The organism is Bacillus sp. FSL W8-1143, from assembly GCF_037965155.1.
GTDB classification, from domain to species: domain Bacteria; phylum Bacillota; class Bacilli; order Bacillales; family Bacillaceae; genus Bacillus; species Bacillus pumilus.
In genome coordinates this window covers 1,422,085-1,437,769 of sequence record NZ_CP150182.1, presented here as the reverse complement: position 1 = coordinate 1,437,769, position 15,685 = coordinate 1,422,085, and the positions used below count along the sequence as shown (strand labels likewise).

Below are 15,685 nucleotides of genomic sequence, written 5' to 3'. Positions count from 1 at the left end.
CGATGGATGTGTCTCAGATTGTAGACAAAGGGCTAAAATGATTTTTATTTTAGCCCTTTGTCTTCTTTTCAGCGTGATAGAAAACCTTTGCAGTCTAGGAAGGGCGAGCACCGGAGCGGAGCGAATTTGACATTCGTGAGCACCGAAGCGCAGACCTGACAAAGAATGCGAGGGTTTGTCTACACGCTGAAACACATCACGATGGATGTGTCTCACTTATTATTCAGGCTTTAAAACAATCAGCAGATCTCCGGTTTGAATCGGTTCTCCATTTGTCACATGTATTTCATCTACGACCGCAGTGAATGGGGCTTGTACAGTCGTCTCCATTTTCATGGCTTCATTGATCATCAAATGCTCACCTTGCGAGATTTTCTGTCCTTTTTCCACGAGCACTTTGATGACAGTGCCTGGCATTGATGCGGCAATGTGATTTGGATTTGAACGGTCCGCCTTCATTTTTTCTTGAACGGATGATTTGATGCTTTCATCCTTAATCACGACTTCACGCGGCTGTCCATTTAGCTCAAAGTAAAGAACTCTTGTGGCATCTGGATTCGGTTCTCCAATTGACACGAGTTTAACAATGAGGGTTTTTCCTTTTTCGATTTCTACCTCAATCTCTTCACCAAGCCTCATCCCGTAGAAGAACGTTGGTGTGTCAAGAACAGAGATGTCTCCGTAGCTTTCTGCTGTTTGGGCAAATTCAGAAAAGACTTTTGGATATAAGGCATACGCAATCGCGTCTTGCTCTGTCAGCGTCAGGTCATGAGATTCTTTGAACTGCTGCTGAATAGCTTCAAAGTCAACTGGCTTCAGCTTTTCACCAGGTCTAACAGTGAGCGGTTCTTCTCCTTTTAAAATCAGCTTTTGCAATTTTTCAGGGAACCCGCCATGCGGCTGGCCTAAATAGCCTTTAAATAGCTCCACAACAGAATCAGGGAAGTCTAAAGTTGCTCCTTTTTCATAGACATCTTCCTCTGTTAAATCATTTTGCACCATATAAAGTGCCATGTCTCCGACTACTTTAGAGGAAGGTGTCACCTTCACAATATCACCAAACATGTCATTCACACGTCTGTACATTTCTTTTACTTCGTTCCAGCGGTCGCCAAGTCCGACACCTTTCGCCTGTTGCTGCAAGTTACTATACTGTCCGCCAGGCATTTCATGCTCATAAATTTCTGTATGAGGTGAATTCATGCCACTTTCGAATTCACGGTAGTATTTTCTAACAGAATCCCAGTATTGAGAAAGGTGTTCGACAGATTGGACGTTCATGTCTGGCTTTCTTTCATGCCCATCTAAAGCATAGTACAGTGAGCTTGCGCTTGGCTGCGATGTGAGTCCTGCCATAGAGCTGACGGCCACATCGACAATATCAACACCTGCATCAATTGCCCTTGCATAGGTGAACAGTCCATTTCCACTCGTGTCATGTGTATGAAGATGGATAGGGATTGTGAGTTCATCTTTTAAAGCAGAGACTAACTCATAAGCTGCCTGCGGCTTTAATAATCCCGCCATATCTTTAATACCTAAAATATGTGCACCGGCAGATTCAAGCTCTTTCGCAAGAGATACATAGTACTTAAGATCATATTTCGGACGAGATGGATCGAGAATGTCCCCCGTATAACAAATGGCTGCCTCTGCCACTTTGCCTGATTCACGAACAGAATCAATGGCAAGTGTCATGCCTTTGACCCAGTTTAAGCTATCGAAAATACGGAACACGTCAATGCCTGCCTCGGCAGATTCCTTTACAAATGCTTTAATCACATTATCCGCATAGTTTGTATATCCGACAGCGTTTGATGATCTTAAAAGCATTTGGAACAACGTGTTTGGCACTTCTTGGCGAAGCTCTTTTAATCGCTGCCAAGGATCTTCTTTTAAGAAACGGTACGCAACATCAAATGTAGCACCGCCCCACATTTCCATACTAAACAGCTCTGGCCATAAACCTGCTGTTGGCTGGGCTACTTTCTTTAAATCATGAGTTCTGAAGCGGGTCGCAAGCAGAGACTGATGCGCGTCCCTAAAGGTTGTATCTGTTAAAAGGACGCTCTTTTGTTCTTTCACCCAATTGGCAAGGCCCTCAGGTCCATGCGCATCTAACAATTGTTTAGTCCCAGATGGCATCTCTTGCTTGAGAGGAAGCTTCGGTACAACAGGCTTGTCAAAATGAGGCTTCTTTTTCTCCGCAATACCAGGGAATCCATTAATGGTCACGTTACCAATATAAGTCAGCATCTTCGTTCCACGGTCTTTTTGCTTAGGGAAATTAAATAGCTCTGGCGTTGAATCGATAAACGACGTATCGTATTCCCCTTTTAGAAACTTCTCATGCTTTGCCACGTTTTCAAGAAACGGAATGTTTGTTTTAATTCCGCGAATCCTGAATTCCTGTAAGTTTCGAACCATTTTAGCAGCCGCTTGGTCAAATGTGAGCGCCCATGTGGACAGCTTGACCAATAGTGAATCGTAATAAGGTGTAATGACTGCACCTTGAAAGCTGTTCCCTGTATCAAGTCGTACACCAAATCCCCCGCCTGAACGGTAGGCCATAATTTTCCCTGTGTCTGGCATAAAATCATTTAAAGGATCTTCTGTTGTAACCCTTGATTGAATGGCAAAACCATGTGTGAAAATATCTTCTTGCTTTGATATACCGACTTCCTTGCTGTGAAGGTCATAGCCCTTTGCGACAAGAATTTGGGTTTGGACGATATCGACACCAGTGATCATTTCAGTGATCGTGTGTTCTACCTGTACCCTTGGATTGACTTCAATAAAGTAAAACTCTCCATTTGCAACAAGGAATTCTACAGTTCCTGCATTGATATATGATACATTCCGAGCCAGCTGAACAGCCGCTTCGCAAATATCTTCACGCAGTTGATCTGTAAGAGACACACTTGGCGCCACTTCAATAACTTTTTGATGCCGCCTTTGAACAGAGCAGTCACGCTCATATAAATGAATGATATTGCCGTGATTGTCACCAATCACCTGCACCTCAATGTGTTTCGGATTTTCAATCAGTTTTTCAACGTATACTTCGTCATTTCCAAAAGCCGCTTTTGCCTCTGACTTCGCACGGTCATAGGCTTCCTTCAGCTCCTCTTTCGTTCTGACAATCCGCATACCCCGGCCGCCGCCGCCTAGTGAAGCTTTAATAATAAATGGGTAACCGTATTCTTCACCGAATTTTTCGACTTCTTCGGCCGAATCAACTGGTCCGTCACTTCCTGGAATGACTGGAATTCCAGCTTTTTTCGCTTCTTCTCTTGCCTTTACTTTATCTCCAAACATATCTAAATGTTGAGAAGTTGGGCCGATAAATTGAATGCCTTCCTCTTCGCATCGTCTTGCAAAATGAATGTTTTCAGATAAAAATCCGTATCCTGGATGAATCGCATCCACGTCATTTCGTTTTGCAATTTCGATGATCCCCTCGATATCAAGGTAGGCATCAATCGGCTTTTTCCCTTCTCCAACTAGATATGCTTCATCGGCTTTATAGCGATGATAAGAGCCCGAGTCTTCTTTGGAATAAATGGCTACTGTACGTAAATTGAGCTCCGTACAGGCCCTGAAGACTCTGATAGCAATTTCCCCTCTGTTTGCAACTAGAACCTTTTGAATTGTTCTCTGTGACATTTCTCACTCCTCCATATCCCTTAAAATTTTATATGTACTCTATAATAAAGGAAGAAATGAAAACTGTACACTTTTGTTTTCTAAAGATTCAAAGTTTTCTGCAATCCATTTTTTTGAACTGATGGCTTGCTCATTGATTTTTTCTTTTTGTAACGCTCTTTATATTCAGTAAACATGCTGATATTCAGCAATATTCCCATACAACCGCTCAGTAAAATGATGGACGATCCCCCGTAGCTAATAAACGGAAGAGTGACCCCAGTAATCGGAATCAGACCTGAAACACCGCCTAAATTAATGCATGTTTGGATCGCAATCATGGAGGAAATTCCTATTGCAAGCAAACTTCCAAATGGATCTTCACACTTTCTTGCAATATAAAAACCTTTCACGACGATGAAGCCAAGGAGAGCGAGTACAAAAAATACGCCGAAAAAGCCAAGCTCTTCTGAAATGATTGCCATGATAAAATCTGTGTGCGGCTCTGGAAGATACCCGTACTTTTGAACGCTTTCTCCTAGACCCAGTCCAAAAAAGCCGCCTGATCCAATGGCGTAATAGGAATTAATCAATTGATGTCCAGTATCCCCTGCATCTTTAAAGGGATCTTGGAAACTCTCAAAACGCCCGAGGCGATTTTGCGTGAATATTTTATCCCAGAACAGAATAATAAATGGGGTTACGATGACCATCACGGCACTAAATAACGCCAGCAGCTTAACAAGTGTTTTCCCGCTAAACCCTGAGCATAAAATCATCGCAAGAGCAATCATGCCAATGATAAAGGCTGTCCCATAGTCTGGCTGCAAAATGATAAATCCGCATAAGATTGAAACAATCACGATTGGAGGTGTGACTCCTCGTAAAATATGATCAATATAATGCTGCTTTTTTGCATACACAGCAGCAAGATAAATAATAACGACAATCTTCACAAATTCCGCTGGCTGAAGACTGAATGGGCCTACTTTAATCCAGCTTCTTGCGTTCCCTGCAATATGACCGCCAAAGTACACATAGATGAGGGAAAAAACGGATAGCAGCAGCATACCGATTTGAAATTTCTTATTTGAAAACAGCTGATATGGAACTAATGCTGTAAAGAGCAAGATGACTGCTCCAACGATCATAAATAAAAGCTGTTTCTTAAAAAAATTATCTGGCGCGGCATCGTATCTAATCACAGATGTAATCATACTTGAGCTATACACCATGACCAAACCGAATGCGCTAATTAAAATAATGGCGAACAATAATGAGTAGTCATACGATTTTAGCATTCTCTTTAACATATAATCCTCTTCCTAACGTCTGTTTCTACTGCTTGATATCCTCTTAGCTGTTTTTATTCTACTACATTTTCTCCGTTTGATCTCGTTTTACCTCTTTTATATTGTTCGTCATTCATGAATGAATCAAGTCCGTTTGACATGAAACAATGAAAAGAAAATAGAGGACAAAAAAACTCAAACTTATGTTAAGGAAGTTTGAGTTTTCAATCATTATTTTTTTGTGAACGCATCATGAAGTGCGGAAAGCTCTCTCTCAAGTTTATCGAGTAGTTTCTTACCTTCATGTTGATCAACTAATCCAAGCCGGACAGCAAAATCAATTTCTCTCGATAATCCGAACATTTGAGTATCTAAAACCTCTTCATAAAGAGGACATTGCGGCATCGTTAAGTTGTCCATTTGCACTTGGATCAATTTTAAAATTTTATCTGCATCCAATTTTAATAAAGCCAGTGCTTTTTGCCGATGATCGACTAAAATTTCTGACGCCAAAAGTATCCCTCCGTTCCCCAGGCGAGTACCTAATTCTTCTATTTATCATAAAGCGAAACGCCCAAAATTGCAAGCAGATTTGTACAGTTCGCTTTGTAAAAATAAAAAGAAGCCTTCCTTCATTAAAAGATACTCATCTCGTATTTTTCACTCATCAGCTCAAGCAGCTTAATCCCAGCAATACTATTCCCTTTTTCATCCAAAGCCGGACCGAAGATACCGATTCCAAAATCATATGGTGCAGCTCCCATAATCCCGCCTGAGACACCGCTTTTTGCAGGAATTCCGATGTTAATGGCAAATTCTCCGCTCGCATTGTACATGCCGCACGTCACCATAAAGGTTTTACAAATTCTAGCGACATCTTTTGAAAGAATTCGCTTCCCCGTTTCTGGATGTCTGCCGTCTAATGAAAAAACACAAGCAATTTTCGCCAAATCCAAGCTGTTCATCATGATGGCACATTGTTTCGTATAGACGTCCATGACTTCCTCTACGTTCCCTCTAATAATATGATATTGCTTCATATAATAGCACATTGCCCGGTTAATCATCGATGTCTCAAATTCGGAGGCTGCTGTTTCCTTGCAGTATGTAATGCTTTTGTCATTTGCAAGCTCTCTAATGAAGCTGAGCAACCGGCCCAGCTGATCTTGCGGAGTCGCTCCTCTGATTAAACTCGTGACTGCGAGCGCCCCTGCATTAATCATTGGATTCAGCGGTTTATTCGGACTCGCTGTTTCCAGTTTGATCATTGAATTAAACGGGTCACCTGTTGGTTCTTGTCCAACAAATTGAAAGACTTTTTTTGGCCCTTCTTCTGAGAGCACAAGCGCCAGTGCTAATACTTTTGAAATGCTTTGAAGGGTAAATCGTTTATCTACATCTCCAGCTGAGTGGCACGTATTACTCACATGATACACTGCCACAGATAAATCCGTCTGATCCGCTTTGCCGAGAGCGGGAATATAGGATGCTACTTGACCATCTTTGGCCACTTTTTTTGCTTCTTCTACAAATCGCTGAAGCTCTTCATTGTCGCGACATGCCATGCTCATACACTCCCTATCTTTCATGTATGATTAGTGTGTACAAGGTGCAGCATGTTTATGAAAGTGACAAAGCGGGAGAAAACTTCTATAATTTATGTTGGAAAGGGGTTGTCTTGAACATGAGCATCATTCAAATCAAGGGGAACGTACAGTACAAGATCACCATTGATCCAAGTGTATGGATTTTTGATGACCGCAAATTTTTAATGGATTCGTTCTTTGAAAAAAATGCAGCAAGTGAAGAAAAGCAGCTAGATCAGGAGCTTGACCAAGAGCGGGTCATAAGAGAAGGTCAAACTCTTCCACCTACGTTAAAAACAGAGAAGAAGTACGAAAAGGAAAGACTCGTCACAGGCAGCTTCGGGATGAAGCTTGGCGATATGCTAAAAAATGCTGAGCCGCTTGAACATGCGGATACATGCGAATTTGTCACAGAGACAGGTACAATTGCTGTGCCGCTTTCTCAGGCAATGGAAAGCATTGCTCATTTCAGCCAACATGGTAAGCCAATCACAGAAGAAGGACCCATCCACGTCTATTTCGCGGATCAGTCCAACCTCACTCAGCCGATAAAAGGTGTCAAAGAGCTGATCATTACATAAGAACAGATGGTCTGGACTATAGCAAATCAGCGGCAAGCTGTGCAAGTCCAGACCTTTCTCCTTTGACAAGCTTGACATGTCCAGATATTTGCTGCCCTTTGAACCGTTCAATCACATACGTAAGCCCATTATTTAAGCTGTCTAAATAAGGGTGATCAATCTGCTCTGGATCTCCCATGAGCACAATTTTACTTCCCTCTCCGACTCGCGTTAATAATGTTTTCACCTCGTGCTTTGTTAAATTCTGCGCCTCATCAATGATAATAAATTGATCAGGTATACTTCTTCCCCGAATATACGTCAATGCTTCGACTTGAATAGATCCAATTCCCGCCAAAATCGCATCAAGCTCGCCCGGCTTTTTTGTATTAAATAAAAACTCTAGGTTGTCATAGATCGGCTGCATCCATGGTCTGAGCTTTTCTTCCTTTTCTCCAGGCAAATATCCTATATCTTTCCCGACAGGCACGATGGAGCGCGCCACGATCAACTTTTTAAACATACCGAGGTCCTCTGTCTGCATTAATCCGGCAGCAAGTGCAAGCAATGTTTTACCAGTCCCCGCTTTTCCAATCAGTGTCACAAGCGGAATGTCACGGCGCAAAAGCAGCTCGAGTGCCATCGTCTGCTGGACATTCTTTGGACGGATTCCCCAAATATGCTCTTGATCATAAACGAGACGTTTTACATGCTCTGCCTTTTGATCAAGCATTCCTAAAGCAGAACCACCTTCATTTCCCTTCATGATGACAAATTGATGAGGGTTGAATGGTGCGCTTGTGACCTCTTTTATTGGTAATTGATTTTGCTTATAAAATGTATTCAATTGCTCAGTCGGAATGTAGAGCTCATGATAGCCATTATCGATGTCCTCATTTTGCAAAACACGGTCACTTAAGAAGTCTTCTGCTTGAAGCCCTATAGCATCCGCCTTTACCCGCACTAACACATCCTTGCTGACCAAAATAACAGGTCTGCCATGAGGCTTTGTTTCTTCCTCTAAGCTTAAATTTTTCGCGACTGCCAAAATTCGATTATCGTTCGTTTTTTCAATAAAAATTTCTTGAAGCTCATGAAAAGAGCGGTGATTCAGTTCAATGCGTAGCGTCCCTTTTGACTCTAGTGTAATTTTTTCATGCAGTTTCCCTTTCGATCTTAAACCGTCGATTAGGCGTGAGACGCGCCGGGCATTTTGTCCAACCTCGTCCATATATCTCTTTTTTGAGTCTACTTCTTCTAACACAACGGCTGGTATGACGACCTCGTTGTCTTCAAATGAAAAGATTGAATTCGGATCCTGTAATAACACATTTGTGTCTAATACATAAATTTTACTCAGGTCCTTCGCCTCCTGATCGGGGTTTCATTCATCCTTGTCTTTCCCAAAACGATTGTTAAAATATATGTTTTCATGAATAAAGTTAGAAGGTTAATTCAACAATAAAATAAATCATGCAGTTTGTGAAGGAGGGAATACAGATGCGACTATTTTTGACATTATTCATGATTCAAGCCATCATTCTGTTGGGCGCTTGTCAGCAGCAAGAAAAGCCAGAGGCACTAGACAAGCAAGATGGACGCCAGCACGTAGTACGGGTGTCAGACTCAACGAAGAAAAAGACCAATCAAGCCCGGTCATCTACAGATGTTGCGCAGCATCTTGTCAAAGTGACAGAGCACGTAGCAGATGTCAATGATGCAACGGCGATTGTCATCGGCCGCTATGCTGTTGTTGGTATTGATGTAAAAGATGATTTAGATAGAAGCAAAGTAGAAAACATTAAATATTCAGTTGCAAGAGCACTGAAAAATGATCCAGAAGGTGCGAATGCTGTGGTGGTCGCTGATCCGGATACAGTCAGCCGGTTAAAAGAAATGGGCAAAGAAATACAAGCAGGCCGTCCTGTCAGTGGGATTATGGATGAACTAGCCGCCATTGTCGGCCGCGTGATGCCAGAGATGCCGAGAAATGAAATTGATCGCCACGAAACAGATCCGACAAATGAGCCGAATGATCAGCTCAAACAAAATGATCAAAAGCAGTTAGACGAACATCAAAACGATCAATCAAACCATCATATGAATCAGAAGAAATAAAGAGAACGGCTTATATCTCCTGTGATATAAGCCGTTTTCTACGCTGATTTTAAGTAGCTGGAAAACATGCTATAATAAATGCAATAAGTGAGGTGAAAAGGATGAGAGTGAAGTGCTCAATATGTGAGAAGCTTGAAACCATTGATGATGATACACTCGTTGCTAAGCGGTTAAGAAATCGACCGATTCATACATATATGTGCGATGACTGTCAGGAACGTATTAAAGTAAAGACAGAAGCACGCATCAAGACTGGCAGATTCTCTCTTTATCAAGATCCTGCGACGAAAGAGAAAAAGAAGAAAAAAGGAAAAAAAGAACAAAAGACATAAAAAAAGACCTGACACATGTTCAGGTCTTTTTTTACGTATTCACTGTTCCTTCTTTTTTCGCACGATGCAGCCGTATTTTATAAATAATCAAAATGGCAGCTGCCACAACTAGGCCTTCCGCTACTGGCAGGAAGATTCCTAGAAATGTGAGAAACGTGCAGCCAAAAATCAAAAACAAGTAAATCACGAGCGCTTTTAAAATCGGTAAACGTCTAGCAAAGCCGAGCTTAAAAACAATAATCGCTAAAACAAGGATGGTGCCATATAGGAGCCACATCCCTGTTTGCGGATTTTCATCGACACGAAACAGCATCGCGAAAAAGGATAGATTTTCACTTACTTCCTGATCATTCAAAAAGATTCCCTCCCCTTATCTTTCAGGGTTCTATCTCTTTAATTCTTCATGGAATTAAGATAATCCTGCTAGCTTTTTCTTCTTCGCTGATTTCTCACGTTCGTTTTTATCTAAAATTTTCTTTCTTAGACGAATTGATTCAGGTGTAACCTCACAGTATTCGTCCTCATTCAAGTACTCAAGAGATTCCTCAAGTGACATAATACGTGGTTTTTTCATGCTCACCGTTTGATCTTTCGTCGCTGAACGCACGTTTGTTTGTTGTTTCATACGGCTTACGTTGACAACAAGATCGTTCTCACGGTTATGCTCACCAACAATCATTCCTTGGTATACTTCAACACCCGGCTCAACGAAGATCACACCGCGCTCTTCAACGCCTTGGATTCCGTAAGCAGTCGCTTTACCTGTTTCCATTGAAACAAGAACTCCTTGACGGCGTCCGCCGACTTGACCAGACTGCATTGGCTGGTAGCTGTCAAACGTATGGTTCAAAATACCAAAACCACGAGTTAATGAAAGAAATTCAGTTGTATATCCGATTAAACCACGTGAAGGCACTGTAAAGATCAGGCGAACTTGACCATTACCATTATTGATCATGTCAATCATTTCACCTTTTCGTGCGCCCATTGATTCCATGATAGAGCCAGTGTGCTCTTCTGGTACATCAATTTGAACGCGTTCAACAGGCTCACATCGAACACCGTCAACTTCTTTTACAATAACTTCTGGCTTCGATACTTGTAATTCAAATCCTTCACGTCTCATATTCTCAATAAGAATGGATAAGTGAAGCTCTCCGCGTCCAGATACAACCCACGCATCAGGTGAAGCAGTTGGATCAACACGAAGACTGACGTCTGTTTGAAGCTGCTGCTCTAAGCGCTCTTCAATTTTACGTGATGTTACGTATTTCCCTTCACGGCCTGCAAATGGGCTGTTGTTAACAACAAACGTCATTTGAAGTGTCGGCTCATCAATACGAAGGATTGGCAAAGCCTCTTGGTGTTCAACCGGACAAACCGTTTCACCTACGTTGATGTCTTCCATTCCAGAAACAGCAACAAGATCTCCTGCTTTCGCTTCGTTGATTTCCACTCGTTTTAACCCTTGGAAACCAAAAATCTTCGTCACACGGAATTGTTTCACACTGCCGTCAACTTTCATTAAGGCTACTTGCTGTCCTACTTGCATTGTTCCTCTGAATACACGGCCGATCCCAATTCTTCCAACATAATCATTGTAATCAAGTAGTGCCACTTGGAATTGAAGCGGCTCTTCATGGTTATCAACTGGGCAAGGGATATGGTTAACAATGGCTTCAAACAAAGATTCCATGTTTTCATCTTGCTTGCTCGCATCGTTACTTGCTGTACCATTGATTGCTGATGCATAGACAACTGGGAATTCAAGCTGTTCTTCTGTTGCATCCAATTCAATGAACAAGTCGATTACTTCATCGACTACTTCAGCCGGACGAGCAAAGTCGCGGTCAATTTTGTTGACAACAACGATTGGTGTTAAGTTTTGCTCAAGTGCTTTTTTCAGCACAAAGCGTGTTTGAGGCATACAGCCTTCATAAGCATCCACAACGAGAAGTACACCATCTACCATTTTCATGATACGCTCAACCTCACCACCGAAATCGGCGTGTCCTGGTGTATCTAAAATATTAATGCGTGTATCTTTATAATGGATCGCAGTATTTTTAGCTAAAATCGTAATACCGCGCTCTCGCTCTAAATCATTTGAATCCATGGCTCTCTCAGCGATATTTTCATTCGCACGGAAAGTACCAGCTTGATGGAGCAATTGGTCAACAAGCGTCGTTTTACCATGGTCAACGTGGGCAATAATTGCGATGTTGCGAAGATCTTTTCGAAGTTTCACATTTTCATCTCCTAAAATAATTAGATAACTTTCATATTATATCACAATCCCCTTTAAATGCCGATCGTTTTTCTGTAAACTTATATTAACTCTAAAAAAAAGGGATGGAGACAAATGAAACAAATCAAATGGCTTCTATTATTATGTGCATTACTTGCGGTTGTCAGTATGGCGTTTATTGGGGTAACTCTTGCAGAAAAAAACGTGCTGGGTATTTGTCTAAGTATTGTGTTTGCCATGATTTTCATGGGTACAGGATTTACATTAAAAAGAAAATTAAACGTGCAATCATAAAATTTCTCAAAAGCCTTTTACATTCTATATGTAGAAGGCTTTTATTTTGGGTAAAAACAAGACCAACCACCTATGAAAGGTCGTGTATAAAGACAGAACATATCATTTAGGCTTGGCAAAAGTAAGCCATCTGAACCTCTCCATTTTTCGACAATAACGTTTATAGTTCTCCAAAATCAAACAGAAAGTTACAATTTTCCTATTCTTCCACAAAGTTTCTCGTGATATGCTGTTCTTGCAACAAAATTTAACAGAAAAGGGAGAGAAAAGAAGCATGAAGAAGATTTTGAGCAAATCGCTCAGCTCTGTTGTATTTTTCGCTTTAGCTATTATTCTTACTTTCACAACAGTAGCTCCTGGGCAAGCAAGCGCTGCAACTTTCAAAGGGATTCCTTTCGAGCAGCAGCAAGTCATTAAAGAATTATTGGAGAAAAACGAGCGTGTCATCAACATTCTCATCAACTCATTTGTTGAGGAAGACAACAACTACACATTTGATGTGAAAAAAGCTGTTGAGCTCGGATTAACTGAAGAAGAAGCGGCGACTGCTGAGAAATTCTTAGATCGCGCAGCTGTTCTGACAATCGTTTTCAGTGAAAGCATCACTAAAAACGAAAAAGGAAAATTGGTTTTTGATGCAGCGAAAGCTGTTGAACTTGGTCTTACAAAAGAAGAAGCAGCTAAATTTGAAAAGCTGTTGAAATCAGTGATCAGAATTGCTGATCTTGCTGGTGATGCACTTGTTTTAGACAAAAAAGGTAATGTTGTCATTGATTCAAAAATCGCAAAAGGTATTGGATTCAGCTCTACTGAATTACTTGTTTTCAACCAAATGCTGAAGAAAATTCCTCAAGAGCAATTAAAATCGGTCTATGATGCCATTCAAATTGCTAAAGAAAAATTAAGCTAAGCTCGAAAACCCCCACCTGGATCGCCCAGATGGGGGTTTTTTATTTCAGCCAATAAAGAATGATCATCTGGCTTTTTCATATCGATAGCCAGTTGTGGTTCATTAAAAAGTTTCATCAAATAAACCAAATCACTTCATTCTCATGAAGTGATTTGGTTTATTTTTTATTTTCACTGCCTTTTATGTAATCGTGCAAGATTTTTTCACAAACGGATCGATTTCCGGCGACGATACTGTTTTTGTCTAGAAACGTTAGGCGTTCTCCGTGTATATTTGAGTAGACTGCCCCTACTTCATCCAAAAGCACACAGCCTGCTGCATAATCCCACGGCGCAAGCCTTAACGTGACGTATGCGTCACTTCTGCCGCTTGCGATATAAGCGAGCTCAAGTGCAGCTGATCCAATCGTTCTCGTCCCTCTCACATCACGCACAAGGCGGGCGAACGGTTTAGCATCAAAATAAGGGCTTTCGATCGCCCAGGTCGGGTTAATGCCAACAATGGCTTTTTCAATCGCTACATCTTTTAATGGAGGAAGCAGGGTATCATTCATATAAGCCCCTTCTCCTTTGATCGCATGGTAAAGCTCGTCATGAATGACGTCATAAATGAGACCGATTTTCCCAATGCCATTTTCAAATATCCCGATTGAAATGGCAAAGTTGCGTTTTTGATGGACAAAGTTCATTGTGCCATCGATTGGATCAATGATCCACACGACTCCATCCAGTGAGGTCACTTCTTCCCCTTGTCCCTCTTCACCTAAAATATGATGATCTGAAAATGTCGATTGTATCTTTTCAATGAAAAAACGTTCTGTTTCTTTATCGATATTTGTGACAAGATCATTTGGATTTGATTTTGTTTCAATTGATAGACCTTCCTGCATGGACGCTTTAATACGGCTTCCTGCTTCTTTTACCCAAAGCTTTGCAAGACGGTCAATTTCCACCCAGTTTGTCATCAGACTGTAAACCTCTTTTCTATGTAATACCTATTTGTAATAGCATACTGATATTATGTGCGTAAAAGCAAGAAAAAAGCAGCTTCATACAAAAACGAACCGATGAATTGGTTCGTTTTTACCTCACCTTGTTTTACCCTTTAAGCTGCTCCCATTCTTTTCTTAGGCGCTCAAGCTTTCGTTTGCTGCGTTCGATTTGGATGTCATCTTTTTGCTCGATGGCTTCATGAAGCGTAGAAAGCTCATAGTCCACCTCTAATCTCCACACAGCGATGCGATTCTTCTTCTCCTGTCTATACCCCTGCTTCACGATTTGCTTCATTTGGTCAACGCCCCTTCCAGAGAATGATTCATTCCTTGTCAGTTTTCATTGATAAAAAATTCAATCGATAAGAGAATTGGTTCTTGCTTATATCGTATGAAGCGATCGCATAACCGCAACGACATTCTGAAAATTGTGTTTTTACCTATTTGTTATGTACCACAAAATCGTTGTTTTTAAACGCTGCCCTACTTCATCTACAATCTTTGACATGACGGTGCATCTTTTTTTGAGCTTAACCCAAGCTATGATAAAATATGATCAGCGAAAGAATACAGGAGGCATACTATGAGTGAAATGCGTTTTAGAGATGAAGATTTTGAGACATTTACAGTTGACGGTTTAGATGAACGAATGACCGTATTAAAAGAAAGAGTCCGTCCAAAGCTTGAGGCACTTGGAGAACACTTTGCACCACTTCTTTCTTCTATTACAGGAGACGAAATGTTTGTACACGTCGCAAAGCATGCTAGAAGATCAGTCAATCCGCCAAATGATACGTGGGTTGCTTTTGCAAACAGCAAGCGTGGGTATAAAAAACTCCCTCATTTTCAAATTGGGCTTTGGAAAACACATGTCTTTGTATGGTTTGCTCTCATTTATGAATCTCCTGTGAAAGGCGAATATGGTCAGTTATTCGAAAAAGAACTAGATACCATTCAGAAGAAAATACCGCAAGATTTTGTTTGGTCTAAAGATCATATGAAACCAGATGTCATGCGTCACAGCGAACTCGATGCAGAACAGCTAAAAACGCTGTTTGAACGTGTCCAAACGGTGAAAAAAGCCGAGCTCCTTTGCGGTATTCAGCTGCCTAGAGAAGAAGTCGTTCAAATGAATAATGAAGAATTTTTATCAAAAATCGAAGATGCCTTCCGCACGTTGACTTATCTATACCGCTTTACACAAAAACAATCTGTATAAAAAAACGAGCCCACCAAGGCTCGTTTTTTCTTACATACGTATAATGGCGGACTCTTCTGCTTCTCTTGCCGTTTTCACTGTACGATAAGGAGAATACCCGCTTTCCTTTTCAAACGCTGCACAATGCGTCTTTTCTTCTGCTTTTGATGGCACAATCTCTTTAAAGCGTTTATAAGTATCTAATAACTCCTGCTTCGCTATTCCTTTTTCATAGGCTTTTTCAACAGCTTGAAAAAACGAAATAACCGCAATCTTTTCCTCTGTCGTCCAGTCGACGTCCATTGGATATTGATATTCCATTTACTTGTCCCTCACTTTAACACTCATTTCTTATTTGAACTTTTATTATAGCATCTGTTCGATCAGAAACCGATTGATTTTATGCTTTACATTCCGATCAGTTCATAATATAATTCTTTTGTTTTATGCAATGAAATCTGTCGTTATTGGCACAATAATAGCAGGTATTTCGACGAAGGTGGGAAAGCAA

Annotated in this window: 16 protein-coding genes; 6 read left to right on the top strand and 10 right to left on the bottom strand. The window is 41.1% G+C overall.

Annotated elements, in window-relative coordinates:
* Positions 1-219: 219 nt before the first annotated feature.
* From pyc to glsA, 4 genes are all read right to left on the bottom strand, one after another.
* Complete coding sequence (gene pyc / locus NSQ36_RS07125) at positions 220-3,666, bottom strand: pyruvate carboxylase (protein ID WP_339207103.1); 3,447 nt, start codon at positions 3,664-3,666, stop codon at positions 220-222.
* Positions 3,667-3,746: 80 nt separating this feature from the next.
* The gene (gene ftsW / locus NSQ36_RS07120) at positions 3,747-4,958 is read right to left on the bottom strand and encodes a putative lipid II flippase FtsW (protein ID WP_339207101.1); all 1,212 of its coding nucleotides are present in this window, start codon (positions 4,956-4,958) and stop codon (positions 3,747-3,749) included.
* Positions 4,959-5,168: 210 nt separating this feature from the next.
* Positions 5,169-5,450, bottom strand: a complete 282-nt coding sequence (locus NSQ36_RS07115) for a YlaN family protein (protein ID WP_003212509.1) — start codon at positions 5,448-5,450, stop codon at positions 5,169-5,171.
* A gap of 122 nt (positions 5,451-5,572) precedes the next feature.
* Positions 5,573-6,502 carry a glutaminase A gene (gene glsA, locus NSQ36_RS07110; RefSeq protein ID WP_251191315.1) on the bottom strand — a complete coding sequence of 310 codons (930 nt, stop codon included), beginning with the start codon at positions 6,500-6,502 and terminating at the stop codon, positions 5,573-5,575.
* A 119-nt stretch (positions 6,503-6,621) separates the two neighbouring features.
* On the opposite strand from glsA, the gene NSQ36_RS07105 reads away from it, so the two are divergent.
* A complete protein-coding gene (locus NSQ36_RS07105) occupies positions 6,622-7,104 on the top strand; it encodes a hypothetical protein (protein ID WP_050945113.1) in 483 nt (160 codons plus the stop codon).
* 16 nt (positions 7,105-7,120) lie between these two features.
* Here NSQ36_RS07105 and NSQ36_RS07100 read toward each other — a convergent pair whose 3' ends face one another.
* Positions 7,121-8,443 (bottom strand): PhoH family protein, encoded by a 1,323-nt coding sequence (locus NSQ36_RS07100; RefSeq protein WP_034619937.1) that lies wholly within the window; start codon positions 8,441-8,443, stop codon positions 7,121-7,123.
* A gap of 140 nt (positions 8,444-8,583) precedes the next feature.
* Here NSQ36_RS07100 and NSQ36_RS07095 point away from each other — a divergent pair, with 140 nt between their 5' ends.
* Together NSQ36_RS07095 and NSQ36_RS07090 are read left to right on the top strand one after the other, a co-directional pair.
* Positions 8,584-9,201, top strand: coding sequence for a YhcN/YlaJ family sporulation lipoprotein (locus tag NSQ36_RS07095; RefSeq protein ID WP_310426892.1), 618 nt, complete (start codon positions 8,584-8,586; stop codon positions 9,199-9,201).
* A 101-nt stretch (positions 9,202-9,302) separates the two neighbouring features.
* Positions 9,303-9,533 carry a YlaI family protein gene (locus tag NSQ36_RS07090; protein ID WP_003210787.1) on the top strand — a complete coding sequence of 77 codons (231 nt, stop codon included), beginning with the start codon at positions 9,303-9,305 and terminating at the stop codon, positions 9,531-9,533.
* A gap of 31 nt (positions 9,534-9,564) precedes the next feature.
* Here the strand turns inward: NSQ36_RS07090 and NSQ36_RS07085 are convergent, their stop codons facing one another.
* Both NSQ36_RS07085 and typA read right to left on the bottom strand, forming a co-directional pair.
* A complete protein-coding gene (locus NSQ36_RS07085; RefSeq protein WP_003210819.1) occupies positions 9,565-9,888 on the bottom strand; it encodes a YlaH-like family protein in 324 nt (107 codons plus the stop codon).
* 54 nt (positions 9,889-9,942) lie between these two features.
* Positions 9,943-11,781 (bottom strand): translational GTPase TypA, encoded by a 1,839-nt coding sequence (gene typA, locus NSQ36_RS07080; protein ID WP_003212439.1) that lies wholly within the window; start codon positions 11,779-11,781, stop codon positions 9,943-9,945.
* 114 nt (positions 11,782-11,895) lie between these two features.
* Here typA and NSQ36_RS07075 point away from each other — a divergent pair, with 114 nt between their 5' ends.
* Positions 11,896-12,075 carry a DUF5325 family protein gene (locus tag NSQ36_RS07075; protein WP_003211596.1) on the top strand — a complete coding sequence of 60 codons (180 nt, stop codon included), beginning with the start codon at positions 11,896-11,898 and terminating at the stop codon, positions 12,073-12,075.
* 274 nt (positions 12,076-12,349) lie between these two features.
* Complete coding sequence (locus NSQ36_RS07070) at positions 12,350-12,985, top strand: hypothetical protein (protein WP_044142020.1); 636 nt, start codon at positions 12,350-12,352, stop codon at positions 12,983-12,985.
* 157 nt (positions 12,986-13,142) lie between these two features.
* Here the strand turns inward: NSQ36_RS07070 and NSQ36_RS07065 are convergent, their stop codons facing one another.
* Together NSQ36_RS07065 and NSQ36_RS07060 are read right to left on the bottom strand one after the other, a co-directional pair.
* Entirely contained in the window at positions 13,143-13,949 is an 807-nt protein-coding gene (locus NSQ36_RS07065; protein ID WP_137054683.1) for an inositol monophosphatase family protein, read from the bottom strand.
* A 133-nt stretch (positions 13,950-14,082) separates the two neighbouring features.
* Positions 14,083-14,271, bottom strand: a complete 189-nt coding sequence (locus NSQ36_RS07060) for a hypothetical protein (RefSeq protein ID WP_003211901.1) — start codon at positions 14,269-14,271, stop codon at positions 14,083-14,085.
* Positions 14,272-14,559: 288 nt separating this feature from the next.
* Here NSQ36_RS07060 and NSQ36_RS07055 point away from each other — a divergent pair, with 288 nt between their 5' ends.
* Positions 14,560-15,195, top strand: coding sequence for a DUF1054 domain-containing protein (locus NSQ36_RS07055; protein ID WP_050945117.1), 636 nt, complete (start codon positions 14,560-14,562; stop codon positions 15,193-15,195).
* A 30-nt stretch (positions 15,196-15,225) separates the two neighbouring features.
* On the opposite strand, the gene NSQ36_RS07050 is transcribed toward NSQ36_RS07055, so the two are convergent.
* A complete protein-coding gene (locus NSQ36_RS07050) occupies positions 15,226-15,495 on the bottom strand; it encodes a UPF0223 family protein (protein ID WP_050945118.1) in 270 nt (89 codons plus the stop codon).
* Positions 15,496-15,685: the final 190 nt, after the last annotated feature.

What these genes read in the sequence shown, in the direction of transcription:
- NSQ36_RS07070 (WP_044142020.1), top strand. Translation starts at nt 12,350, where the DNA reads ATGAAGAAGATTTTGAGCAAATCGCTCAGCTCTGTTGTATTTTTCGCT.
- NSQ36_RS07095 (WP_310426892.1), top strand. Translation starts at nt 8,584, where the DNA reads ATGCGACTATTTTTGACATTATTCATGATTCAAGCCATCATTCTGTTG.
- NSQ36_RS07055 (WP_050945117.1), top strand. Translation starts at nt 14,560, where the DNA reads ATGAGTGAAATGCGTTTTAGAGATGAAGATTTTGAGACATTTACAGTT.
- pyc (WP_339207103.1), bottom strand. Translation starts at nt 3,666, where the DNA reads ATGTCACAGAGAACAATTCAAAAGGTTCTAGTTGCAAACAGAGGGGAA.
- NSQ36_RS07065 (WP_137054683.1), bottom strand. Translation starts at nt 13,949, where the DNA reads ATGACAAACTGGGTGGAAATTGACCGTCTTGCAAAGCTTTGGGTAAAA.
- NSQ36_RS07075 (WP_003211596.1), top strand. Translation starts at nt 11,896, where the DNA reads ATGAAACAAATCAAATGGCTTCTATTATTATGTGCATTACTTGCGGTT.
- NSQ36_RS07105 (WP_050945113.1), top strand. Translation starts at nt 6,622, where the DNA reads ATGAGCATCATTCAAATCAAGGGGAACGTACAGTACAAGATCACCATT.
- NSQ36_RS07050 (WP_050945118.1), bottom strand. Translation starts at nt 15,495, where the DNA reads ATGGAATATCAATATCCAATGGACGTCGACTGGACGACAGAGGAAAAG.
- NSQ36_RS07060 (WP_003211901.1), bottom strand. Translation starts at nt 14,271, where the DNA reads ATGAAGCAAATCGTGAAGCAGGGGTATAGACAGGAGAAGAAGAATCGC.
- NSQ36_RS07090 (WP_003210787.1), top strand. Translation starts at nt 9,303, where the DNA reads ATGAGAGTGAAGTGCTCAATATGTGAGAAGCTTGAAACCATTGATGAT.
- ftsW (WP_339207101.1), bottom strand. Translation starts at nt 4,958, where the DNA reads ATGTTAAAGAGAATGCTAAAATCGTATGACTACTCATTATTGTTCGCC.
- glsA (WP_251191315.1), bottom strand. Translation starts at nt 6,502, where the DNA reads ATGGCATGTCGCGACAATGAAGAGCTTCAGCGATTTGTAGAAGAAGCA.